Origin of the sequence: Kribbella antibiotica (assembly GCF_004349055.1) — a bacterium.
GTDB lineage: Bacteria > Actinomycetota > Actinomycetes > Propionibacteriales > Kribbellaceae > Kribbella > Kribbella antibiotica.
On record NZ_SMKX01000079.1, the window covers coordinates 1 to 22,769 of the forward strand.

Here is a 22,769-nt window from a genome sequence, read left to right on the forward strand (position 1 = left end):
CCGAACCTGGAAGTTAAGCCCTTCAGCGCCGATGGTACTGCGACCGGGAGGTCGTGGGAGAGTAGGACGCCGCCGGACATTCACACTGTTAAGGGCCACCCCACTGGGGTGGCCCTTAACATTTGTCTGGCCTTTTTTTCGCTGCACCGAACCTCTCGAGCGATGCTCGCCAGGTGGGCTCCGGACCTCTCGATGAGGGTCTGAGGGGCACGGGGCGCTAGATTAGTGCGGTTACCCCGCACTTAGCATCGAAGGAGTCACTGTGGCTACGCCACCTCGCAATCCCCGATCCGGCTCGGGGGACCGTCGCGGTTCCTCCGGGGGCAGCGGTCGTTCCGGTCGTAGCAGCGGTGGGGGACGTTCCGAATCCGGTGACAGTTCCGGCGGTCAGCGGTCCGGTCCTGGTGGTGGCTCGAGCTTCGGTGGGCGCTCTGGATCCAGTGGCGGTTCGAGCGGCGGATCCGGTGGCGGCTACAGCGGCAACCGTTCTGGTGGCGGTAGCTCGAGCGGTGGCTCGGGGTACAGCGGCAACCGGTCCGGTGGCGGCTCTGGTGGTTCTGGTGGCGCCGGCGGCGGTGGACAGCGGAGTTCCGGTGGTTACCGGGGCCCGTCGAACCGTGGCGACAGCCCGCGGACAGGCGCTCCGCGGAGCGCACCGCGCAGTGGTGGCGATCGTGACGAGCCGCGTACCGAGAACAGGCGTGGATTCGCCGGCTCCCGTGGTGACGACAAGGGTCGCCGTGATCCGTTCGGTGGCCAACTGGCCGGCCGTGACGACCGCGGTGGTGACAACCGCTCCGGTGGAGACAGCCGTTCCGGCGGAGACAGCCGTTCGGGCGGTTACCGTCGCGACGACCGTTCGACTGGTGGCGACCGCGGTGGTTATAACCGCGACGACCGTTCCAGTGGCGGCGAGCGCGGCGGCTACAACCGTGACAACCGTACTACTGGTGACAACCGCTCTTCCGGTGGCGACCGCGGTGGTTACAACCGCGACGACCGTTCCGGTGGCGGCGACCGCGGTGGTTACAGCCGTCCTGCTGGTGGTGGCGGTTACAACCGTGATGACCGGCCGGCGCGTGATGACCGAGGTGGCTACAACCGGGACACGCGACCTGCTCGCGATGACCGTGGTGCAGCCCGTAGCGAGCGTCCGGCGCGCGACGACCGCGGTGGATACAACCGCGACGACCGCTCCAGCGGCGGCGGCAGCCGTCCCACCAGCGGCGGCTACAACCGTGACGACCGTTCCAGCGGCGGCGGCAGCCGTCCTGCCGGTGGCGGCTACAACCGTGACGACCGCTCCAGCGGTGGCTACAGCCGTCCCGCTGGTGGCAGCAGTTACAACCGTGATGACCGTTCTGGTGGCGGCTACAACCGGGACGCGCGACCCGCTCGCGACGACCGTGGCCCGGCGCGTGACGACCGCGGTGCGGCCCGTCCGGCGCGGGATGACCGTGCCCCCTCGACCGGTGGCTTCCGCCGGGACGACCGTGGCGAGGGCCGGCGCGATCAGCGCTCGGCGCCGTCGCGGGATGACCGTGGAGGCGCTCGCGGTCCGGCTCGCAGTGCAGGGCCGGCGCGCGGTGAGCGTGGCGCCTTCAAGCGCGACGATCGCGGTGGACGTGACGACCGGCGCGGTGGACCGCGTCGGGATGACGAAGAGAAGGTCGGTCCGCGTCGCGACGACCCGGTAATTCCTGAGGGGATCACTGGGGCGGAGCTGGATCGCGGTGTGAAGGCCGAGCTGCGCTCATTGCCGCGCAGCCTGGCCGACCTGGTCGCCCAGCACCTGGTGGCGTCCGGTCAGATCCTGGACGACGACCCGGAGCTTGCGTACCTGCACGCTAAGACGGCTCGTCGGCTCGCTGCCCGTCTGGGCGGTGTCCGCGAGGCTGTGGCCATCACGGCGTACCTGGCTGAGCACTACGCGGAGGCGCTGACCGAGTTCCGCGCCGTACGGCGGATGACAGGGAACCATGAAGTCCTGGCCATGATGGCTGACTGCGAGCGTGCGCTCGGGCGGCCGGAGAAGGCGCTGGCGCTGGCCGAGGACAAGCACGTGTGGGACCTGTCTGAGCCGACGAAGATCGAGCTGTTGATCGTGACGGCCGGCGCGCGGCGTGACCTGGGCCAGACGGCTGCCGCGATCCAGATCCTCGAGGTGCCGGAGCTGACCAAGCGCACCCGGGCGGACTGGTTGCCGCGACTGCGTTACGCGTACGCCGACGCGCTGGCGGCCTCCAACCGTACCGAGGAAGCCCTCGTGTGGTTCCACCGCGCTGCTGGTGCCGACGCTGACGGTTCCACCGGAGCTGCTGAGCGGGCTGCCGAGCTCGAAGGCCTCGAGTTCACCGACCTCGACGAGGACCTCGAGGACGCTGACCGCACAGAGAACGGCAAGCCGGCCGAGACCGAGACGGTCCTGGAGGTCGACGAGGTCGACAACGAGGACGACTTCGGCGACCTGGACGAAGATGACGACGACGATGACGACGATGACGACGAGCAGGACGAGGTCGTCACCGAGGTTGTCGCCGAGGACAAGCCGGAGAAATCCGAGCAGTAGAACGAAGCTGTACTGACGAAGCCGCCGGGCAAACCCCGGCGGCTTTTTCATGGGCCGAGACGACTCGCGTGAAACTGATCCCGCGTTCGGCAAGCCCGGGAGAATGGTGCGATGGGTGCAAGCGTGAGGCTGCTGGAGGCGGAGACGCCCGTTGAGGTGCTGGTCGGGAACGCACTCGCCAAGGGAGCCCGAAGGCTCCGGCGCGCAGTGCTGATGGTGGAGAAGGGCGAGGACGACGCCATTCACCAGGTACGCGTCTCTTGCCGGCGTCTGCGCAGCAACCTGAAGCTCTTCAAGGGCTTCCTGGCGGGGGAGTGGCCCGCAGACCTCCGGAGCGAACTCTCGGCGCTGGCGAACGCCTGTGGCGAGGCGCGGGATCTCGAAGTGATCGCGGATCTGGTCAAAGAGACCGCGAACAGCGAAGACAGACCGGAACACGTCGAGCAGATCGTGCAGACCCTGACCGCCGGGCTGGAGCTGGCTGCGGCGCGGTCGGCCGAGGTGGTGGCCAGTGAGCGCACCACCTCCCTCATCCGCGCGCTGGAGACGGCAGCCGCGGCGCCGGGGCTCAAGCGGAAGGCCGCCAAGCCCTGTGGCGAGGTGCTGCCCGACCTGCTGGACAGCGCCGTACGGGTGTTTGCTGGGGAGGCGGACAAGCTGCAGCCGTGGACGCAGGACGACGACTGGCATGAGGTGCGGTTGCTGGCGAAGCGGATGCGGTACGCCGCTGACACCTGCGCGACTGTGCTTGGCGATGAGGCCAAGGCAACTGCCGTCCAGGCGGCCAAGTACCAGGAGCTGCTTGGGCAGCACCAGGATCAGTGCGCCGCGGCTGATGCGCTGACCGGACTCGTGGCGACCGCCGAGCCGGAGCTGGCGTTCACGCTCGGCCGGCTGGTTGAGAGGCATCGAGCGGCCCGGAAGCCGCTGCGGGAGGAGTTCCTGGGGCTGTACCACCGCTCTTGACAACCTGATCTGCCGGTTATACATGTATATACATGTCTGAACAGGTAGGTCGCTCGAAGCGATCCCAACTGGTCACCGAGCTCGCCACCGACATCCGGGCGGGCCGGCTGGCGCATGGTGAGCGGTTGCCGGGGGAGAACCAGCTCGCGACCCGCTACCAGGTCTCCCGCGGCACGGTCCGGAGCGCGCTGGCGGAGCTGCAGCGGCGGGAGTTGATCGCTACCGAGTCCGGCGTCGGGTCGTTCGTGACGTTCGACGGGAAGCCGCTTGACCAGCAGGTCGGCTGGGCCCGTGCACTGGCTGAGGGCGGCGCTGATGTCGGCACTGAACTGCTGGGCATCGTCAGCGGTGGCGATCCGGCGATTGAGGAGCAGTACGGCGCTGTAGTGACTGTACGGCGGTTGCGTCGTTCGGATGGTCACCCGGTGTCGATCGAGGTCTCCGCGCTGCCGGCTGTCGGCGCACTGGTCGATCTACCCAGCACAGGGCTGGTCGACGGCTCGATCACCGCCACCCTGCGATCAGTTGGCCGGGTCGGGAGTGGCGGTGAGCAGTGGATCTCGGTTGAGCCGCTGGACGTTGTTGACGCCGCGCTGCTCGACCGCACACCCGGTGAGCTGTTCCTGCGGGCGGTTCGGGTCACTCTCGACCAGGACGGTGCCCTGGTTGAGCACGTGGTGAGTCTGCTGGATCCACAGCGGTTCCGGTTCCACCTGAGCTTCCCGGCGGGCCGATGAGCACCCGGGACCGGGCGCTGGGCGCCCTGTACGGACTGGCGATCGGGGACGCGCTGGGGATGCCCGCCCAGTCGCTGTCCCGTGCCAACATCGCACTCCGGTATGGCGTTGTCGATCGGCTCCTGCCCGGGGCGCCGGACCAGCCGATCGCACCGAACATGCCGGCTGGGACGATCACCGACGACACCGAGCAAGCGCTCCTACTTGCTGACCTGCTGGTGGCTGGCAACGGCCGTGTGGATCCGCATGCGTTCGCCGGAGCCCTGCAGGCCTGGGAACAGGACATGATCCGCCGAGGCTCGCTGGACCTGCTCGGCCCCTCCACCAAACGCGCCCTGGACCGTCTGGCCGCGGGGGAGCCCGCTGAGCAGACCGGCCGAGACGGTACGACGAATGGCGCGGCCATGCGCGTAGCGCCAGTCGGCATCGCCTACGCCGGCGACGGCCTGCTCGACGCCGTACTCGAGTCCTGCGTGGTGACGCACAACACCGGACTGGGTATTGGTGCTGCGGCTGCGGTGGCGGCCGCTGTGTCGGCTGGTGTCGGCGGAGCAGACCTGCCCACTGCTGTGGCCGCTGCGGAGGACGCGGCACAAGCAGGTGGCCAGCGGGGGCATTGGGTTGCGGGCGGCCGCATCGCAGAGCGACTGCGCTGGGTGCGCGGATGGGCCCGTGGGCTGACACCTGACGAGCTGGTCCCGGCCATCGACGAAGTTGTCGGTACGTCGGTTGCTGCGAACGAGTCCGTCATTGCGGCGTTCGCCTTGATCGAGGTGCTCGGGACGGACGTCCGGGCTGCGCTCACCGCGGCCGCATCACTCGGTGGGGACACCGACACGATCGCTGCGATCTGTGGCGCCGTACTGGGTGCACACCATGGCGTGTCCGGGCTGCCGAGCGATCTGCTCGACCAGGTCCGGCGCGTCAATCGTCTTGACCTCGATGCGACTGCCGACGGTCTGCTCGCACTGCGCGCTACTGAAGGAGGCCAGCATGGCCACCGACACATCTGACACAGCCGTCGCCCTGAAAAGCGAGTCCACGCTAGAGAATCGGGGTATCGAGCCGGTACCGGTCGCCGAGCGCGACGGCCGGCCCGGTCAACTCTTCTGGGTCTGGTTCGCTGCGAACATCTCCATCCTCGGACTGCCGCTCGGTGCGACGCTGGTCGCGATGGGGATGACGGTCTGGCAGGCCGTCATCGCAGCGGTCGTCGGGGCGGTTGGCTCGTTTGCGATCGTCGGTGCGATCTCCATAGCCGGTCGCCGCGGTGGTGCGCCCGGACTGACGCTGTCGCGCGCGACATTCGGTGCCCGCGGCAACATCGGCCCGACTCTGGTCTCGCTGCTGTCCAGGCTGGGCTGGGAAACCGTGAACACGACGACTGCCGCGTTCGCGCTGCTCTCGCTCGCCACGATCCTGTTCGGCACCAGTCCGGCGGCCAAGGACCATCCGGTACTCACGGTCATCGCAATCGCCGTGTTTGAGCTACTGACCGTGCTGGTCGCCGGACTCGGCCACGCGTTCCTTGTCGCGGTGCAGCGGTGGGCGACCTGGGTGTTCGGCGCTCTCAACCTCGTAGTCGGTGCGTTCCTGGTGGCGACTATCGACTGGTCGGCTGTTGGTGCAGCCTCGCCCGCTCCGGTCGGCGTACTCATCGCTGGCGTCGGTGTGATCGCAGCAGGGACTGGAATCGGCTGGGCGAATGCATCGGCCGACATGTCCCGCTATCAGGCGCCGACTGTGCGAGCTGGCTCGCTGGTGCTGTCCGCTGCGGCCGGTGCGGGCATTCCGCTGGTGCTGCTGATCTCACTGGGCAGCCTGCTCGCTGCAGGTGATCCCACGCTGGCTGATGCGGGTGATCCGGTCGCTGTGATCCGCGCGATGCTGCCGACCTGGATGGCGGTTCCCTACCTGATCGCTGCGTTCGGTGGACTGCTGCTGTCCAACCACCTGTCGGTCTACTCGGCCGGACTCACCACGCTGACGCTTGGCGTCAAGGTCCGGCGGGTGTACGCGGTGGTCGTCGACGTGACCGTCACGTTCGCCGGGGCGATCTACTTCCTGCTGATCGCGGACGGGTTCTACGGGCCGTTCATCGCGTTCATCAGCGCACTGGCCGTACCGATCACTGCGTGGGTCGGAGTGTTCGCGGTCGACATGCTCCGCCGCCATCACTATGACCCGGACGCTCTGCTGGACACCCGCCGTACGAGCGCCTACTGGTACCGCGGAGGTGTTGCCTGGCGGGCGTTTGGGGCCTGGGCGCTGGCCATTGTGGTCGGCTACCTGTTTGCGACGCTCGGGCCCGCAGCGGACCCATGGTTCACCGGACCATTGGCGGACACCTGGTTTGGGGAGAACGGGTTGGCGTGGGTGATCACCTTCGTCGTCGGAGCCGGCTTGTACGCCGCACTCGGTGGCGCGCGACCGGTCCCCGGCGTACCGCTGGAGGTGGCCGAGTGAGCGGGCGACTGGTTCACACCGGACAGGTCGTCATCGACCTCGTCATGCAGGTGCCTGCGCTGCCGCCGGTCGGTGGTGACGTGCTGGCGCTGTCCACGGTCGAGTACGTCGGTGGTGGCTTCAACGTGATGGCCGCCGCAGCGCGAGCCGGGGCAACGGTTGTCTACGCCGGCGGGCATGGCGCTGGCACGCGTGGTGATCGCGTGCGCGCTGAGCTCGCTGCCGAGGGTGTGACGATCTCCCAGCCCATCACCGCCTCCATAGACACTGGGGTGTGCGTGGTGCTGCTCGACAACACCGGGGAGCGCACTTTTGTTACTGGCAGCGGAGCCGAGACCGCTGTGGGTGAACCACTGGCGGACCTGGCAGCCGCAGACATCGGATACGTCTCCGGCTACAGCCTGGTGGTTCCGGAGAAAGCCGAGCAGGTGTTGGCGATGCAGGGTGGTGCACTGCTCGTCGACCCCGGTCCATTGGTCGCAGACATCGCCCCGGACATCTGGGCGCGGACGATGGCTCGCACTGCGGTGCTGAGCTGTAACGACCGCGAGGCGCAGTTGCTGACTGGACAGCCTGACCCCATCGAGGCGGCGCGGACGCTGGCCAGCCAGCTCCCGCCAGGGGCAGTGGTCGTGGTGCGCACAGGCGCCGCCGGGTGCGTTGTGGCGCGCGATGGCAAGGCAGAGGTGGTGCCGAGCATCGTTGTCGATGTGGTGGATACCAATGGTGCCGGTGACGCCCACTGTGGAGTATTCGCAGCCGAGCTACTGCATGGAGCTGACGTGCTGGAGGCAGCACGCCGTGCCAACATCGCAGCAGCAGTCGCCGTCACGCGCAGTGGTCCGGCAACAGCACCGACCCGCGCTGAGGTGGACGCGCTAGAGCGTGCGGAATAGCAGGCCGACGCGCGGTTTCGGGCCGAACGACGTGGCTTTCTCCGGCAGCACGATGCCCTGCGAGGCGGAACGGAGCACCTGGTCCAGGGACGGAGCTGTCAGCTCCACTGCGGCCTGCGAAGGGCTCGCGAGCGCGACCGCGTCAGCGAGGGTGTGATGGAAGCCGATGTCGTCCGTCTCCACTGCCCAGGCAGGCAGGAGCACGGAGTGCAGCAGTGAGACCATCGGCGCCTCCAGACCGTTGAGAGGTCGGACCGTCACCCAGCTTTCGCCATCTGTGACGCAGATGCGCTCGGCTACGTTCTCTACTCGGCCAGGCAACACCTCCCAGCCGGACGGCGTTCGAGCGGCGACAGTGGCGAGCGAAAGTCCCGGTACGACGCGGTGGATCGGGTCCAGGGTGAGCGGATGCCGGTTGTAGTCGACCAGCATCGCCAGACCGACCTCTGTGCTGTGCCGGGCTGGCTCGCGCCGGTTGCGTTCCAGGTAGGCCGCGTAGCGGTGGTGGCCGTCGGCAATCAGCGCCTCGTGTTTCGCAACCTCCGCTGCGATCACTGCGAGCGTTGCGGGATCTTCGATCCGCCAGATGCGGTGTTCGGCGCCGTTCTCGGTCTCGGCCTCCACCCACGGCACTCCGGCCCGGGCGGCGTCGACCGCGTCGCTGGCCGCGCCACCGTCGCCGTACGCGAGCAGGATGGGCTCTAGATCCGCATCCGTGGCTTCCATCAGCTCGAGGCGGTCATCGACCCAGTGCGGCATTACGTTCTCGTGCGGGAGCACTACGCGCCGCAGTGGATCCAGCGCCAGCGCACCGACCAAACCGCACAGTACGGCGTTGCCCAGGCGCTGTTCGTAGACGTACAACGCGGGCCGCGGGTCCTGGATCACCACTCCGGCACGCTGCCACCCGGCCAGGCGCTCGGCAGGCTCGTCGTACCGGCTCGGACCCAGGTTGGGGTCGCGTGGAAGGATGAGCCTCACCATGTTGTGCAGATCAGACGCAGTCAGCCGCCGGACCAGCGCGGGTTCCAGCACGTCGTACGGCGGTGAGGTGACCGCGCCCAGGCCACTCACCATCCCCGCCACGAAGCGCCACGCGCGCAGCGGGTCCAGCCGCAGCAAGCCCGCTCGAGAGTCCAGCATGAATCGCATCGTAGGTGAGGCCCTGTGAGCACGCATCGCGAAGCGCCCGCACCGCTGTCCGAGTGTGACGAACCGCTCGCCAGCCGGTACGACGTCGCTCTGCTGGATCTGGATGGCGTTGTGTACGTCGGCCCGGACCCGGTTCCGGAGGCGCCCGACCACCTGCGCAAGGCAGCCAAAGAGGGCATGCGGATCGGCTACATCACGAATAACGCCAGCCGTCCGGCCAGAATCGTGGCCGAGCACCTGGCTTCGTTCGGGCTGGATGTGATCGCTGACGACGTGGTGACGTCCGCCCAGGCCGCAGCGAAGCTGATCGCGAGTGAGTACCCCAAGGGCTCGCCGGTGCTCGTCATCGGCGGCGAAGGGCTCTACGCGGCGCTGGAGGAGTACGACCTGACTCCGGTGCGCAGCAGCGACGCGCGCCCGGTGGCCGTCGTACAGGGCTTTCACCCGGATGTGAACTGGGTGATGCTCGCCGATGGTGCGCATGCGATCAATGAGGGTGCGAAGTGGTTCGCAACCAACCTTGACCTGACTATTCCGACCGCAGCGGGCATGGCACCCGGCAACGGCACGCTGGTGCAGGCCGTCCGGGCTGCGGTCGAGGTGGACCCGGTGGTGGCCGGCAAGCCGGCGCCGCCGCTGCTGGAGACCAGTATTGAGCGGCTGAAAGCCAAGAAGCCGTTGATGATCGGCGATCGGCTGGACTCCGACATCGCCGGTGCGCATGCGGTGGGAATCGCGAGTCTGTGGGTGGCAACCGGTGTCCACGACGCGCATGACCTGGCCAGAGCGCCGAAGAACGAACGGCCGACGTACATCGCACCTGACCTGTCTGCGCTCGCGCAGAAGCAGCCTGGTGTGACTGTCGACGGCCGCAAGCACACCTGTGCAGGCTGGACAGCTGAAGTAGTCAGCGGCGCGGTGGCGATCAAGGGTGAGGGCGAGCCGTACGACGGGCTGCGCGCGATCCTGTCTGCGGTCTGGACCGCGACCGACGAGCCGGCCAAGCCGTCTGGGAAGACTGCGAAGTCAGCAACGCGGAGCAGTCGCCGTCCGCTGCCGAAGCCCGCCCCTGCGCTCGGCACGATCGCTGTCGACGCCGCTCTGCATCGGATCGGCCTCGAGAAGTGAGGCCATCCCTAACTGGTAGGCCAGCCCTGGCTGGTAATGCAGGGCTGAGGCGCTACCGTTGCTGGAACGAAGCGAGGAGGCAGTCATGGTGATGGACGCACTGCGCGGCTACGTACAGCTGGCGAACGGCCTGACCGAGGTCAGCAAGCAGAAGGCCCAGGCAGCAGCCAAGGCGTTGCTGCAGCAGACCGGTGCGGATGCACTGACGTCCGGGCTGACCACGAAGGTGGGCGACCTGGCCGACGAGATCGTTGCTACCAGCAAGAGCAACCGCCAGTTGCTGCAGGCGATCGTGACGAACGAGGTCGAGGGCGCAGTGGCGCGGCTCGGGTTCGTCCGCTCCGAGGAGGTCGCAGCGCTGACCCGCCGGGTGCAGCAGCTGGAGAGCGAGCTGGCTGACGCCCAGGCGGCACCGGTGGCGGAGCCCGTCGTGGCCGCACCAGCGCCGGCCAAGAAAGCACCGGCCAAGAAAGCACCGGCCAAGAAAGCACCCGCCAAGAAGGCTGCGCCTGCCAAGAAGGTGGCGCCAGTGAAGAAGGCCGTTGCCAAGAAGGCCGCTCCGGCCAAGAAGGCTCCGGCGAAGAAGGCACCGGCCAAGAAGACGGCAGCGAAGAAGGCCTGACGTGACCGAACACCCTGGCGAGCAGTTCCCCCCGGACGTCGACCCTGACGTGGAACCGGACTACACGCCGGAGCAGGGTGAAGAGCGCCGGGCCCAGCCGGACTACGACTCTGAGCCCGGCTCGCAGGGCGAAGCCGGCCACACCCTCGTCGAAGAGGTGATGGGGCGGCTGCACGACCTGCGGGAGAAGCCGGTCGGTGAGCACGCCGAGGTCTACGCCGACCTGCACGAGCGCCTGCAGACCGCGCTGGTCGAGGCGGACTCCGACCAGGGCGACAACCGGTAAGTGGCCAAGGGAGTCAAGCGGTCACGGCTGGACGCGGAGCTGGTACGACGCGGTCTGGCGCGCTCGCGTGAGCAGGCGAGCGAGCTGATCGCGGCAGGCAAGGTCAAGGTGTCCGGGACGGTCGCCACGAAACCGGCGACCGGCGTCGGGAACGATGCGCCGATCGTGGTCGACACGTCCGAGACCGACGACCCGGGGTACGCGAGCCGTGGTGCGCACAAGCTGATCGGTGCGCTGGAGGCGTTCCCCGAGGTCCAGGTGAAGGGCCGGGTCGCGCTGGACGCCGGTGCCTCCACCGGCGGCTTCACCGACATCCTGCTGCGCAACGAGGCCGAGCGCGTGTTCGCTGTCGACGTCGGCTACGGGCAGTTGGTGTGGGCGTTGCAGACCGATGACCGGGTCACGGTGATGGATCGGACCAACGTCCGGACGCTGACACTGGAGCAGATCGGTGGTGAACCGGTTGATCTCGTGGTCAGCGACCTGAGCTTCATCTCCCTGACGTTGGTGCTGCCTGCTTTGCTGGGGGTGGTGAAACCGGACGGCGAACTGATGCTGATGGTGAAACCACAGTTCGAGGTCGGCAAGGAGCGGCTCGGTAAGGGCGGCGTGGTCCGGGACCCCGAGCTACGCGCGGACGCCGTACGGGGAGTGGCCAAGAAGGCCCATGCTCTGGGCTGGGGAATTGCCGGAGTGGCGGCGAGCCCGCTGCCGGGGCCGTCCGGAAATGTCGAGTACTTCCTGTGGATACGGCGTTCGGCGCCGCCGCTGGATGAGACGATGCTGCAGGACGCGATCGAACGTGGACCGCAATAGGAGGCAGACGAGTGGCTGAGCCGCGGCGCGTGCTGGTGATGGCGCACACCGGCCGGGACGAAGCGGTCGAGGTCGCTCGGAATGTGCACCGGCTGCTGACGGACGCCGGTCTGGTGGTGCGGCTGCTCGCGAAAGAGGCTGATGACCTCAAACTCGACCCGGTCGAGATCGCCGAGGACCCCGAGAAGGCCGCCCTGGATGTCGAGCTGATCATCGTGCTCGGCGGCGACGGCTCGATCCTGCGCGGCGTCGAGCTGGCGCGCCCGCACGGTACGCCGGTCCTAGGCGTGAATCTCGGTCATGTCGGGTTCCTGGCCGAGGCCGAGGTCGACGACCTGGAGCGGATCGTCCAGGTCGTGGTCGACCGCAGCTACACGGTCGAGGAGCGGATGACACTGGCCGTCGAGGTCACCCACGAGGACAAGCTGATCTTCGAGACCTGGGCGCTGAACGAGGCGAGTGTCGAGAAGGCCGCCCGCGAGAAGATGCTCGAGGTGCTGGTCGAGGTCGACGAACGCCCGCTGTCGCGCTGGGGCTGTGACGGGGTCGTGGTCGCGACGCCCACCGGCAGCACGGCGTACGCGTTCTCGGCCGGCGGGCCGATTGTCTGGCCGGAGGTCGAGGCGATCGTGCTGGTCCCGGTCAGTGCGCATGCCCTGTTCTCCCGGCCGATCGTGGTGGCGCCGACCTCGCAGCTGTCGATCGAGCTGGTCGAGTCCTGGAACGGTCGCGGAGTGCTGTGGTGCGACGGCCGGCGGATGGTCGAGGTGCCGCCCGGTGCTGAGATCGTGGTCCGGCGCGGAGCGCACCCGGTCCGGCTGGCCCGGGCCCACAAGGCGCCGTTCACCGACCGGCTGGTCGCCAAGTTCGATCTCCCGGTGCTCGGCTGGCGTGGCGCCGCCGAGCGCAAACGCAATCCCAACGGTCAACAGGAGACCTGATGCTTTCCGAAATCCGCATCACCGGCCTGGGCGTGATCGAGGACGCGACACTGGACCTCGACCCCGGGTTCACAGCGGTGACCGGTGAGACCGGTGCCGGTAAGACGATGGTTGTGACCGGCGTGAACATGCTGCTGGGCGGCCGCGCCGACAGCGGCCTGGTGCGGCATGGGGTGCGGCGGGCACGGGTCGAGGGCCGGGCCACCAACGTGCCGAAGTCGATCGTGCAGCAGGCCGAGGACCGTGGCGGCGAGCTGGACGAGGGCGACGAGCTGCTGATCGCGCGCGAGCTGTCGTCGGAGGGGCGCTCGCGGGCGTTCCTCGGCGGGGCTTCGGTGCCGGTGTCGGTGCTGGCCGAGGTCTCCGGTGACCTGGTGGCGATTCATGGCCAGGCCGATCAGTGGCGGCTGCTGCAGCCGGTTCGGCAGCGCGAGACCCTGGATGTCTTTGCGGGTAAGCCGGTTCTGGTCCCGTTGCAGGAGTACGCGACGTCGTACAAGCGGCATCGTGAGATCGAGGCCGAGCTGACCGAGCTGACCACCCGGCAACGTGACCGGCTGGCTGAGGCGGACCGGCTGCGGTTCGGGCTGGAAGAGGTCGCGAAGGCGGAGCCGCTGCCCGGTGAGGACACTGAGCTGGCGTCCGAAGAGGGCAGGCTCGCGTACGCCGATGGTCTGCGGACCGCGGCGACGAACGCCGCCGAGGCCCTTGCCTCCGAAGATCTAGAGTCGACGCGGCCGGGCGACGTACTGGGTCTGTTGGCGATGGCCAAGCAGTTCCTCGATGGGGAACGCGAGCACGACCCCAAGCTGGCCGAGCTTGCGGACCGGGCTGGCGAGCTCGGGTATCTGGCAGCCGACCTGGCCGGCGAGCTCTCGTCGTACGCGTCTGACGTGGACACCGACCCGGCGCGGCTGTCCGTGGTGAGTGAGCGACGGTCGCTGCTCAACACTCTGATTCGCAAGTACGGCGGCGAAGACAGCACCGTGGACGAGGTGCTCGACTGGGCCAAGCGGTCCGCCGAGCGACTGGCCGAGCTGGACGGCAGCGACTCGCGCGTCGAGCTGCTGACCGGTGAGCTGGCCGAGCTCGACGCCAAGCTGGCCGACCTCGGCGGTCAGATCCGCGAGGCGCGGCTCGATGCGGCGCAGCGGCTCGGCGTCCTGGTGTCGGAGGAGCTGACCGGCCTGGCGATGCCGCACGCGACGCTGTCGGTCGAGGTGCACGAAACCTCAGCCGGGCCGTTCGGTATCGACGAGGTCGAGTTCTGCTTCGCGGCAAACCCGGGCAGCCCGGCGCGGCCGCTGCAGAAGTCCGCGTCCGGTGGTGAGCTTTCGCGCGTGATGCTGGCGCTCGAGGTGATCCTGTCCGACACGCACAAGGTGCCGACGCTGGTCTTCGACGAGATCGACGCCGGGATCGGCGGCCGCGCCGCGGTCGAGGTCGGCAAGCGGCTGGCCCGGCTGGCCGAGAAGGCCCAGGTCATCGTCGTGACGCACCTGCCGCAGGTCGCCGCCTTCGCCGACCGGCACGCCGTCGTACTGAAGAGTGACGACGGCTCGGTCACCACCAGCGGTCTGGTCGCCCTCGATGACGATGCCCGCTTGAAGGAACTGTCCCGGATGATGGCCGGCATGGAGAACTCCGACGCCGCCCAGGCCCACGCCGAAGAGCTCCTCGCGCTGGCCGCCGAGCGTCACAACAAACCCAAAAAGAAGAAGAAGGCCTAGACGCGACACACCACCGGGTACGGCGGCCGCCGGGTCAAACGGTCGTTCCAAAGGATGAATTGGCCGGGCGGTGGGGTTGTGGGCTGGAACCGGGCTGCTGGCATGGCAGGATGAGAGCGCGATGAAACTGCCCAGCCTGCGGAGAGCACGCCCGACTGAACTGCCCGGATCCACCGGTGTGGTCCGGCTCGATCGGCGTACCAAGAATCTCACGAAACGGCTGAAGCCGGGCGAGATCGCGGTGATCGATCACGTCGATCTGGATCGGGTCAGTGCCGAGGCGCTGGTGGACTGCAAAGTCGCCGCGGTGGTGAACGTCGCGGATTCGATCAGCGGCCGCTACCCGAACCTCGGCCCGGAGATCCTGGTCGCGGCGGGGATTCCGCTCGTCGACGGGGTTGGCCGCGAGCTGTTCTCGGCGCTGCACGAGGGCGAGCACGTCCGCTTGCACGACGGCACTTTGTATCGCGGTGACGAGGTCATCGCGAAGGGCGTTGCGCAGGACAGCCAGTCGGTCGCCGAGCTGATGGACGAAGCCCGGGCCGGCCTCTCCGCGCAGCTCGAGGCCTTCACCGCCAACACGCTGGACTACCTACGGCGCGAGCGCGATCTGCTGCTCGACGGTGTCGGTGTCCCCGAGATTCATACGCCGATGGATGGCAAGCACGTGCTGATCGTCGTTCGTGGGTACGACTACCGCGAGGACCTGGTCGCACTGCGGTCGTACATCCGCGAGTACCGGCCGGTCCTGATCGGTGTCGACGGCGGCGCGGACGCGCTGGTCGAGAACGGCTATGCGCCGGACCTGATCGTCGGCGACATGGACTCGGTCAAGGACGAGACGCTGAAGAGCGGCGCCGAGGTGGTCGTGCACGCGTACCGCGACGGCCGGGCGCCGGGATCGGAGCGGCTGGAGCGCCTTGGCGTGGAGTCGATCGAGTTCCCCGCCACCGGCACCAGCGAGGACGTCGCGATGCTGCTGGCCGATTCGAAGGGTGCCTCGCTGATCGTCGCGGTCGGCACCCACAACTCGCTGGTGGAGTTCCTCGACAAGGGCCGCTCCGGAATGGCCAGTACTTTCATCACCCGCTTGCGTGTCGGCGCCAAGCTGGTGGATGCGAAAGGCGTCGGCCGGCTGTATCGCAGCCGCGTGTCGACGTTCCAGATCGTCGCGCTGGTCGCGGCCGGTCTGTTCGCCCTCGGGATGGCGATGGTCGCCATCGACGCCGACGAAGTGCTCTGGTCGATCCTGCGGGCGCGCTGGAGCGACTTCGTCTACTGGATCCGGGAGCTGTTCACGTGATCGACTTTCGCTACCACATCGTCTCGATCGTGGCGATCTTCTTCGCCCTGGGCGCGGGTGTGGTGCTCGGCGCCGGCCCGCTGAAGGGCACCGGCAGCGACATCATCCTGAACCAGGCGAATGTCGACCGCGCCAGCCTGGTCGCCGCCCGCGACGAGATCACCCAGCTCAAGGCGCTGAACAAGTACCACCAGGACTACGAGGCCAAGGTGACGGCCGGGCTGGCCAACGGCAAGCTGACCAACGTGAAGGTTGCCCTCGTCGTGATGCCGAACGCCGACAGCGATGTGGTCGACGGGCTGGACGACGAGCTGCAGAAGTCCGGCGCCCAGGTCACGGTCCGGGCCGCGCTGAACGCCAAGCTGTTCGACCCCGGTCAGCGCCAGCTGATCGAGCCGTTGATCACGCAACTCGCGACCGCTGACGTCGACTTCCCGAAGGACTCCACGACGTACGAGCGAGCGGGGCTGATCCTGGCGCGCGGGGTCGCGGCCAAGGAGCCGAACCGCACGGTCGACACCGACGCGACCAGGATCCTCCAGGGCATGAGCAGCTCGGAGCTGGTCTCGCTGAAGCCGGCGACGATCAAGGACCGCGCCACGCTGATCGTGGTCGTCGCAGGCAAGCCGGCCACCCCGGCCGTCGCCAGCTCGACGTACACCGACGCTGTGGACTTCATCGAGGGGCTCGACACCGGCAGCGCCGGTGTGGTCTTGGCCGGGACGCCGGACACCGCGAAGGACGGCGGACTTCTGAAGGCGTTGCGCAGTGACTCCGACGCCACCAAGATCGTTTCCTCGGTGGATGTCGCCGATCTGCCCGCCGGGCAGATGACCGTCGTCTTCGCGCTGGTCGAGCAGCTGACCGGCAAGGCAGGCCAGTACGGCGCCTTCGACGCGAAGGACGGAATCGCGCCGGCCGCCGTCATGCCGAAGGACAACTGACATGGGATTTCTGAGCGCCTCCGTTGCGGCGGCTGCGACTGCTGCACTGGAGAAGGCAGCCGAGAAGCTGTCCAAAGAGCAGCGGCAGCCGTTCGAGCGGACCAACCACCGCGGTGAGACGGTCACGCTGCTGGAGGGCCCGGTCGCGGTCCTCGGCGCACTGGCAGGTGTGGTCGCGGCGCCGTCCACTCCGAGCAAGGTGAAGGTCGCTGCATTGCTGGCCGGCTCGGTGTCCGGTGCAGTCGGCGCGTACGACGACCTGCGTGGAACGACGCAGGCCAAGGGTTTCCGGGGGCACCTGACTGCGTTGAAGCGCGGTGAGGTGACGAGCGGTGCAGTGAAGATTCTCGGCGTCGGTGCGGCCGGGCTGGCCGCAGCGGCGATCCTGCCGCGCAAGTCGTCCGGTGTGAAGGCACTCGTCGGCGTGGTCGCAGACGGCGCCCTGATCGCCGGTACGGCGAACCTGGCCAACCTGCTCGACCTCCGCCCCGGCCGCGCACTGAAGGCAGTAGCCGCAGTGAACGCACCCCTGGCCGTGGTGAACGGACCTGCCGGTGCTGTCCTCGGTGCGGCGGTGGCCTCGGCCCCCTCCGACCTGGGCGAACGCTCCATGCTCGGCGACTGCGGAGCCAACGGCCTGGGCGCCATCACCGGTACGGCGCTCGCTGCCTCCCTCCCGCGGTGGCTCAAGACGCTTGTGCTGGCTGGGGTCGTCGGACTGAACCTGGCCAGCGAGAAGGTCAGCTTCACGAAGGTCATCGCAGGCAACCCGACGCTGGACAAGATCGACCAGTGGGGCCGACGCCCCCGGTGAGATCGCGCATTGCGCAGGCCGCCTTACTGGTGGCCGGTGTCACCGTCCTTGCCCGCGTGGTGGGGTTCGGGCGATGGCTTGTCTTCTCGAAGACTGTCGGTGCCGGGTGTTTGGCTGAGGCTTATACGACGGCCAATCAGCTACCGAACATCTTGTTCGAGATCGTGGCCGGCGGCGCGCTCGCCGGTGCGGTGATCCCCGTGCTTGCTGGGCCCGTGGCTCGTGGCGACCGAGCTGCACAGGGACGCATCGTCGGTGCGTTGCTGTCGTGGTCGTTCCTGTTGCTGGCGCCGTTCGCTTTGTTGTCGTGGGCGCTGGCATCGAGCTACACCGACGCGTTGCTGGATCCGGGCCCTGACTGTGCTGGGTCCGCCGCGACCGCCACCCGGATGCTCGTGATCTTTGTGCCGCAGGTGTTCGGCTACGCGTTGGCTGTGATCGCGACTGCGGTTCTCCAGTCCCACAAGCGTTTCGGGGCCGGCGCATGGGCGCCGCTCGTGTCCAGCCTGGTGGTTGTCGGGACCTACTTCGTGTTCGCGGCGATGGCTCCTGATGCGGACCGCGCGTCGGGCAGTGCGAATGCCTTGCTCGCTTGGGGAACCACCGCTGGGGTGGCGGCGCTTGCGCTCACTGTGCTCATCCCGATGCTGCTACTGCGGCTACCGATCCGGCTGACGCTCCGACTCGACCCTGGCGTCGGTCCGGTGCTCCGCAAGCTCGCACTGGCCGGGCTGGCCGTGCTGATCGCTCAGCAGCTCACCTTCGTCGTCACGACCTACCTGGCGAACCACCGCGGTGTTGCGGGCAGTATCGCCGTCTACACCTGGGCGAACGCGGTCTACCTGCTCCCGTACGCAGTGCTCGCCGTACCGATCACGACGGCGGTGTTCCCGCGCCTGGCCGCGGCGTACGAGGCAGGGGAGCAGTTCGACCTGTACGCCGCCGCTTCGACTCGGGCGGTGATGCTCGCCGGTGGCGCTGGTGCGGCACTGCTCGTCGGGACCGCCGTACCGGTCGCGCGGATCTTCGCGTACGACGATGGCGCCGTACGGGAGGCTCAAGCGACTTCGCTCGGCAATGGGTTGATTGCCTTTGCTCCCGCGGCTATTGGGTTCGCTGTGCTCATGCATGTTGGCCGCGTGCTCTACGCGCGGCACTCCGGTCGGCAGGTGGCGATCGTGACCTCAGCTGCCTGGGTGCTGGTTGCTGTATCGGCTGTTGTCCTCACTGCGCACTGGGACGCAGTGCCTGCGCTGGCGGCCGCCATGTCGATCGGCATGGTCCTCGGAGCTGTCACCCTGGTGGTGGTGCTCCGCCGCGACGCGGGAGCCGCTGCCTTGGCCGGTCTGGCTCGTGCCACGCTCGCTGCGCTCGTCGGCGCCGTACTGGCCGGGGCTGCGGGCTGGGCGGTCGCTCTGCCGGCCGGTGATGCCGGAGTGGGCAGTGCGGTGCTGTTCTCGGTGCTGTCCGGTCTGGCCGTCGTCATCGTGTACGCCGTAGTTGCGGTTGTGCTGGATCGTGCGGACACCCGTGCGCTGCTTCGTCGAAAGGTCGTGGCATGAAGGTTGGTCTCCTGCTCGCGGAGTCGCGAGGCGGGATCGGTCAGCATGTCGCCTCCCTGGTGCCGCGGTTCATCGCAGCTGGTCACGAGGTGATTGTCTGTGCGCCTCCTGGCACCGCTGAGCACTTCGACTTCGGCGCAGCGACCGTCGTCGCTCAGGCACCGGCCCTCCGCGGCTCCGATGTGATCCATGCGCACGGCTATCGCGCCGGTATGGCTGCGCTGCGTGACAGGTCCAAGCTGCGCCCGCTCGTCGTCACCTGGCACAACGCAGTGATCGCTCCGGGCCCCAAGGGCCTCGTGATGCGTCTGGGGCAGCGTCTGGTCGCCAAGGGTGCGGACCTGACTCTAGGAGCCTCCAGCGACCTCGTGGAGCTCGCCAAGAGCCTCGGAGCGCGTGATGCCCGGCTAGCGCCGGTTGCCGCGCCCACGATGCAGCAGGCGACCGTTCCGGCTACTGACATCCGGGCTGAGCTCGGTCTGACTGATCAGCCGCTCATCCTGACCGTCGGGCGGCTCGCTCCGCAGAAGGACTACCCGACGCTGCTCTCCGTGGCTGCCCGGGTGCACGAGTCGAACCCGGATGCGGTGTTCGTGGTGGTTGGTGACGGTCCGCTGCGGGACAACCTGCAGGCGCGGATCGACGCCGAGCAGCTGCCGGTGCGGTTGCTGGGCCACCGCAGCGACGTGGCGAACCTGCTCAACGCGGCCGATGTCTTCCTGCTGACCTCGCACTGGGAGGCGCGGGCGCTGGTCGTCCAGGAGGCGATGCAGGTCGGCGTACCGGTGGTGGCGACCGCGACCGGCGGAATCCCCGAGCTGGTCGACGACAGCGCCGTACTGGCATTTCCCGGCGATGCAGACGGGCTCGCCGACGGGGTCCGGGCGATCCTGGCCGAGCCCGGTACGGCGAACGCTATGCGGACGCGTGGCCGTGAATTGGCCGCCAGATGGCCGGACGAGGACGGCGCGGCAAAGAATTTGCTCGACCTCTACGCGGGTCTCGTCGCGACCACCCCTTGACAGCAGGTAGGCTGAAGGCCCGTGGACAGGGTTTCGAACTCTCAGCAGACCAAGCACGTTTTCGTCACCGGTGGCGTGGCCTCCAGTCTCGGCAAGGGGCTGACGGCGTCAAGCCTCGGCAGTCTGCTGACGGCGCGTGGCATCCGGGTGACCATGCAGAAGCTGGATCCGTATCTCAATGTGGATCCCGGCACGATGAACCCGTTCCAGCACGGCGAGGTGTTCATCACCAACGACGGTGCCGAGACAGATCTCGACATCGGCCACTACGAACGGTTCCTGGACCGGGATCTGTCGCAGGTCGCGAACGTGACGACCGGCCAGGTCTACTCCAGCGTGATCGCCAAGGAGCGCCGCGGCGAGTACCTGGGCGACACCGTCCAGGTCATCCCGCACATCACCAACGAGATCAAGGAACGGATGCTCGCGATGGCGGGCCCCGACGTCGATGTCGTCCTGCACGAGATCGGCGGCACGGTCGGTGACATCGAGTCGCTGCCGTTCCTGGAGGCGGCGCGTCAGGTCCGGCACGACGTCGGCCGGGACAACGTCTTCTTCCTGCACATCTCGCTCGTGCCCTACATGGCTCCCGCCGGTGAACTCAAGACCAAGCCGACCCAGCACTCGGTCGCCGCGCTGCGCTCGATCGGTATCCAGCCCGACGCGATCGTCTGCCGCGCCGACCGCCCGATCCCGGACGGCGTCAAGCGCAAGATCTCGCTGATGTGCGACGTGGACGTGGACGCCGTCGTGGCGGCCGCGGACGCGCCGAGCATCTACGACATCCCGAAGGTGCTGCATGCCGAGGGCCTGGACGCCTTCGTCGTACGGCGACTCAACCTGCCGTTCCGCGATGTCGACTGGACTCGCTGGGACGAGCTGCTGAAGGTCGTGCACCACCCGAAGGACGAGGTCACGGTCGCGCTGGTCGGCAAGTACGTCGACCTGCCGGACGCGTACCTGTCGGTCGCCGAGGCGCTGCGGGCCGGCGGTTTCGGCAACGACGCCAAGGTCGTGCTGCGCTGGATCGCCTCCGACGAGTGCGCCACCCCCGAGGGTGCCGCGAAGCTGCTCGGCGAGGTCGACGCGATCTGCATCCCCGGTGGGTTCGGGGTCCGTGGCATCGAGGGCAAGATCGGCGCGATCCGGTTCGCTCGCGAGAACCGCGTACCGATCCTCGGGCTGTGTCTCGGCCTGCAGTGCATGGTGGTCGAGGTCGCTCGCGACCTGGCCGGTCTGACGGAGGCGAACTCGACCGAGTTCGACCCGGACGCCGAGCAGCCCGTGATCGCGACCATGGAGGAGCAGAAGGACATCGTCGCCGGTGGCGGGGACCTGGGCGGCACGATGCGCCTCGGCCTCTACCCGGCGAACCTGGCCGAGGGCTCGATCGTCCGCAGCCTGTACGGCGCCGCCACGATCCAGGAGCGGCACCGCCACCGCTACGAGGTCAACAACGCCTACCGCGACAAGCTCGAGGCCGCCGGTCTCGTCTTCAGCGGTCTGTCGCCGGACCACGAGCTGGTCGAGTTCGTCGAGCTCGACAAGTCCCAGCACCCGTTCTTCGTCGCCACCCAGGCGCACCCGGAGCTGCGCTCGCGGCCGACCAAGCCGCACCCGCTGTTCGCCGGCCTGGTCGCGGCCGCTCTGGTTCGCCAGCGCGAGTCCCGCCTCCCGGTTGAGGAGCCGGCCGCTCCGAAGAAGCCTGCGGCCAAGACCAAGGCCGAAGCGGTCAAGGCGTGACGGACCACCCCGAACTGCGCTTCGGCGCCGGACTGGCCGACGTACCGGAGCAATGGCCGGTTTCGGACTCGGAGACGGTGTACTCGACGGGCCGGGTCATCTCGGTCCGCCGGGACACCATCGAGCCTGCGGGCGGCGAAGCGTTCGTCCGCGACATCGTCGTGCACCCGGGCGCAGTCGGCGTGATCGCCCTCGACGACCGCAACCGGGTGCTGCTGGTCCGCCAGTACCGGCACCCGGTCGGCTACAAGCTGATCGAGCCCCCCGCCGGTCTGCTCGACGTACAGGGCGAGCAGTATCGCCTCGGCGGCGAGCGCGAGCTCTGGGAGGAGACCGGCACCAAGGCCGCCGACTGGCGCATCCTGGTCGACACCTTCACCTCACCCGGTATGACGACCGAGGCGATCCGCATCTTCCTGGCGCGCGACCTGTCGCCTGCTGACGAGACCTATGAGCGCCTCCACGAGGAGGCGGACATGGAGACCGTCTGGGCCCCACTGGTCGAGGTCGTCGGCGCGATCCTGGCCGGTCACCTCCAGAACCCGATCCTGATCATGGGTGCCCTCGCGGCGTGGACCGCCCTGAACGGACCAGGCTTCGAATCGCTCCGCCCCGCCGACTCCCCTTGGCCCGCCAAGGACCTGTAGGCGGTCTGGACCCTTCTCGTGAGACCGTCGACGGATCAGCCGAACGTCCTCAGGAGGATTCCATGCGTGCACCTGTCATCCGGCGTCTCGCCGCCGGGCTGCTGGCCACTGCCGGCGCTGTCGCCTTGTCCGCCGCACCAGGTGCCGCGTCTGAGCTGGACGCGCACACCGACGCCAGCATGACCGAGTATGCCGCCAGTCTCGTCGAGTACACGGTCAAGGCTCTTGATGCGCCGGCCGAGTTCACCGCCGCCGCCGACCTCGTCGAGTACACGCTCTAGGCTCCCGACGCGCCGGGCGAGTTCGCGACCGACGCCACTCTCGTCGAGTGCTGCGGCCGGTGTGATCGGCGAGTGTGAGCAGTGTGCCATCGAGTGGCAGGACTGTGCCGCTGTCATCGATTACCAGCGGCAAGCTCCTGCCAC

The 22,769-nt window shown here is 68.3% G+C and carries 21 protein-coding genes and 1 rRNA gene; 21 read left to right on the plus strand and 1 reads right to left on the minus strand.

The window, feature by feature from the left end:
- The 7 genes from rrf to E1263_RS24515 all read left to right on the plus strand — a co-directional run.
- Window positions 1-78, plus strand: a 5S ribosomal RNA gene (rrf, locus tag E1263_RS24485); the annotation flags it as partial.
- Between the two features lie 184 nt (window positions 79-262).
- Window positions 263-2,569 carry a tetratricopeptide repeat protein gene (locus tag E1263_RS43765; protein ID WP_238161499.1) on the plus strand — a complete coding sequence of 769 codons (2,307 nt, stop codon included), beginning with the start codon at window positions 263-265 and terminating at the stop codon, window positions 2,567-2,569.
- Between the two features lie 111 nt (window positions 2,570-2,680).
- Window positions 2,681-3,535 carry a CHAD domain-containing protein gene (locus tag E1263_RS24495; RefSeq protein ID WP_132171284.1) on the plus strand — a complete coding sequence of 285 codons (855 nt, stop codon included), beginning with the start codon at window positions 2,681-2,683 and terminating at the stop codon, window positions 3,533-3,535.
- Window positions 3,536-3,567: 32 nt separating this feature from the next.
- Window positions 3,568-4,272 (plus strand): GntR family transcriptional regulator, encoded by a 705-nt coding sequence (locus E1263_RS24500; protein ID WP_132171286.1) that lies wholly within the window; start codon window positions 3,568-3,570, stop codon window positions 4,270-4,272.
- Window positions 4,269-5,285 carry an ADP-ribosylglycohydrolase family protein gene (locus E1263_RS24505; RefSeq protein WP_132171288.1) on the plus strand — a complete coding sequence of 339 codons (1,017 nt, stop codon included), beginning with the start codon at window positions 4,269-4,271 and terminating at the stop codon, window positions 5,283-5,285. Before E1263_RS24500 ends, E1263_RS24505 begins: the two co-directional genes overlap by 4 nt.
- Complete coding sequence (locus tag E1263_RS24510; RefSeq protein ID WP_132171290.1) at window positions 5,266-6,738, plus strand: purine-cytosine permease family protein; 1,473 nt, start codon at window positions 5,266-5,268, stop codon at window positions 6,736-6,738. Before E1263_RS24505 ends, E1263_RS24510 begins: the two co-directional genes overlap by 20 nt.
- Window positions 6,735-7,634 (plus strand): PfkB family carbohydrate kinase, encoded by a 900-nt coding sequence (locus E1263_RS24515; RefSeq protein ID WP_132171292.1) that lies wholly within the window; start codon window positions 6,735-6,737, stop codon window positions 7,632-7,634. The genes E1263_RS24510 and E1263_RS24515 overlap by 4 nt, the downstream gene beginning before the upstream one ends.
- On the opposite strand, the gene E1263_RS24520 is transcribed toward E1263_RS24515, so the two are convergent.
- Window positions 7,617-8,777, minus strand: a complete 1,161-nt coding sequence (locus tag E1263_RS24520) for a DUF1015 domain-containing protein (protein WP_132171294.1) — start codon at window positions 8,775-8,777, stop codon at window positions 7,617-7,619. The two genes, E1263_RS24515 and E1263_RS24520, sit on opposite strands and share 18 nt — an antisense overlap.
- A gap of 24 nt (window positions 8,778-8,801) precedes the next feature.
- Here E1263_RS24520 and E1263_RS24525 point away from each other — a divergent pair, with 24 nt between their 5' ends.
- The 14 genes from E1263_RS24525 to E1263_RS24590 all read left to right on the plus strand — a co-directional run bounded on the left by E1263_RS24525 (window position 8,802) and on the right by E1263_RS24590 (window position 22,625).
- On the plus strand, window positions 8,802-9,914 hold the full coding sequence (locus tag E1263_RS24525) for an HAD-IIA family hydrolase (protein WP_132171296.1): 1,113 nt from the start codon (window positions 8,802-8,804) through the stop codon (window positions 9,912-9,914).
- 85 nt (window positions 9,915-9,999) lie between these two features.
- Entirely contained in the window at window positions 10,000-10,536 is a 537-nt protein-coding gene (locus E1263_RS24530) for a polyhydroxyalkanoate synthesis protein PhaF (RefSeq protein ID WP_132171298.1), read from the plus strand.
- 1 nt (window position 10,537) lies between these two features.
- Window positions 10,538-10,822: a hypothetical protein gene (locus E1263_RS24535; RefSeq protein WP_132171300.1), complete on the plus strand. Its 285-nt coding sequence runs from the start codon at window positions 10,538-10,540 to the stop codon at window positions 10,820-10,822.
- Window positions 10,823-11,638, plus strand: a complete 816-nt coding sequence (locus E1263_RS24540) for a TlyA family RNA methyltransferase (protein WP_132171302.1) — start codon at window positions 10,823-10,825, stop codon at window positions 11,636-11,638.
- Window positions 11,639-11,676: 38 nt separating this feature from the next.
- Window positions 11,677-12,579, plus strand: coding sequence for an NAD kinase (locus E1263_RS24545; protein ID WP_238161507.1), 903 nt, complete (start codon window positions 11,677-11,679; stop codon window positions 12,577-12,579).
- Window positions 12,579-14,309: a DNA repair protein RecN gene (recN, locus tag E1263_RS24550; protein ID WP_132171306.1), complete on the plus strand. Its 1,731-nt coding sequence runs from the start codon at window positions 12,579-12,581 to the stop codon at window positions 14,307-14,309. Before E1263_RS24545 ends, recN begins: the two co-directional genes overlap by 1 nt.
- A 121-nt stretch (window positions 14,310-14,430) precedes the next feature.
- The gene (steA, locus tag E1263_RS24555; RefSeq protein ID WP_132171308.1) at window positions 14,431-15,612 is read left to right on the plus strand and encodes a putative cytokinetic ring protein SteA; all 1,182 of its coding nucleotides are present in this window, start codon (window positions 14,431-14,433) and stop codon (window positions 15,610-15,612) included.
- A complete protein-coding gene (locus E1263_RS24560; RefSeq protein ID WP_132171310.1) occupies window positions 15,609-16,556 on the plus strand; it encodes a copper transporter in 948 nt (315 codons plus the stop codon). The genes steA and E1263_RS24560 overlap by 4 nt, the downstream gene beginning before the upstream one ends.
- A gap of 1 nt (window position 16,557) precedes the next feature.
- Complete coding sequence (locus tag E1263_RS24565; protein ID WP_132171312.1) at window positions 16,558-17,370, plus strand: hypothetical protein; 813 nt, start codon at window positions 16,558-16,560, stop codon at window positions 17,368-17,370.
- On the plus strand, window positions 17,367-18,932 hold the full coding sequence (gene murJ, locus E1263_RS24570; protein ID WP_132171314.1) for a murein biosynthesis integral membrane protein MurJ: 1,566 nt from the start codon (window positions 17,367-17,369) through the stop codon (window positions 18,930-18,932). Before E1263_RS24565 ends, murJ begins: the two co-directional genes overlap by 4 nt.
- On the plus strand, window positions 18,929-19,954 hold the full coding sequence (locus tag E1263_RS24575) for a glycosyltransferase family 4 protein (protein ID WP_132171316.1): 1,026 nt from the start codon (window positions 18,929-18,931) through the stop codon (window positions 19,952-19,954). Before murJ ends, E1263_RS24575 begins: the two co-directional genes overlap by 4 nt.
- A gap of 21 nt (window positions 19,955-19,975) precedes the next feature.
- On the plus strand, window positions 19,976-21,697 hold the full coding sequence (locus E1263_RS24580) for a CTP synthase (protein ID WP_132171319.1): 1,722 nt from the start codon (window positions 19,976-19,978) through the stop codon (window positions 21,695-21,697).
- A complete protein-coding gene (locus E1263_RS24585) occupies window positions 21,694-22,344 on the plus strand; it encodes an NUDIX domain-containing protein (RefSeq protein WP_132171321.1) in 651 nt (216 codons plus the stop codon). The genes E1263_RS24580 and E1263_RS24585 overlap by 4 nt, the downstream gene beginning before the upstream one ends.
- A 62-nt stretch (window positions 22,345-22,406) precedes the next feature.
- On the plus strand, window positions 22,407-22,625 hold the full coding sequence (locus E1263_RS24590; RefSeq protein ID WP_132171323.1) for a hypothetical protein: 219 nt from the start codon (window positions 22,407-22,409) through the stop codon (window positions 22,623-22,625).
- Window positions 22,626-22,769 lie beyond the last annotated feature (144 nt).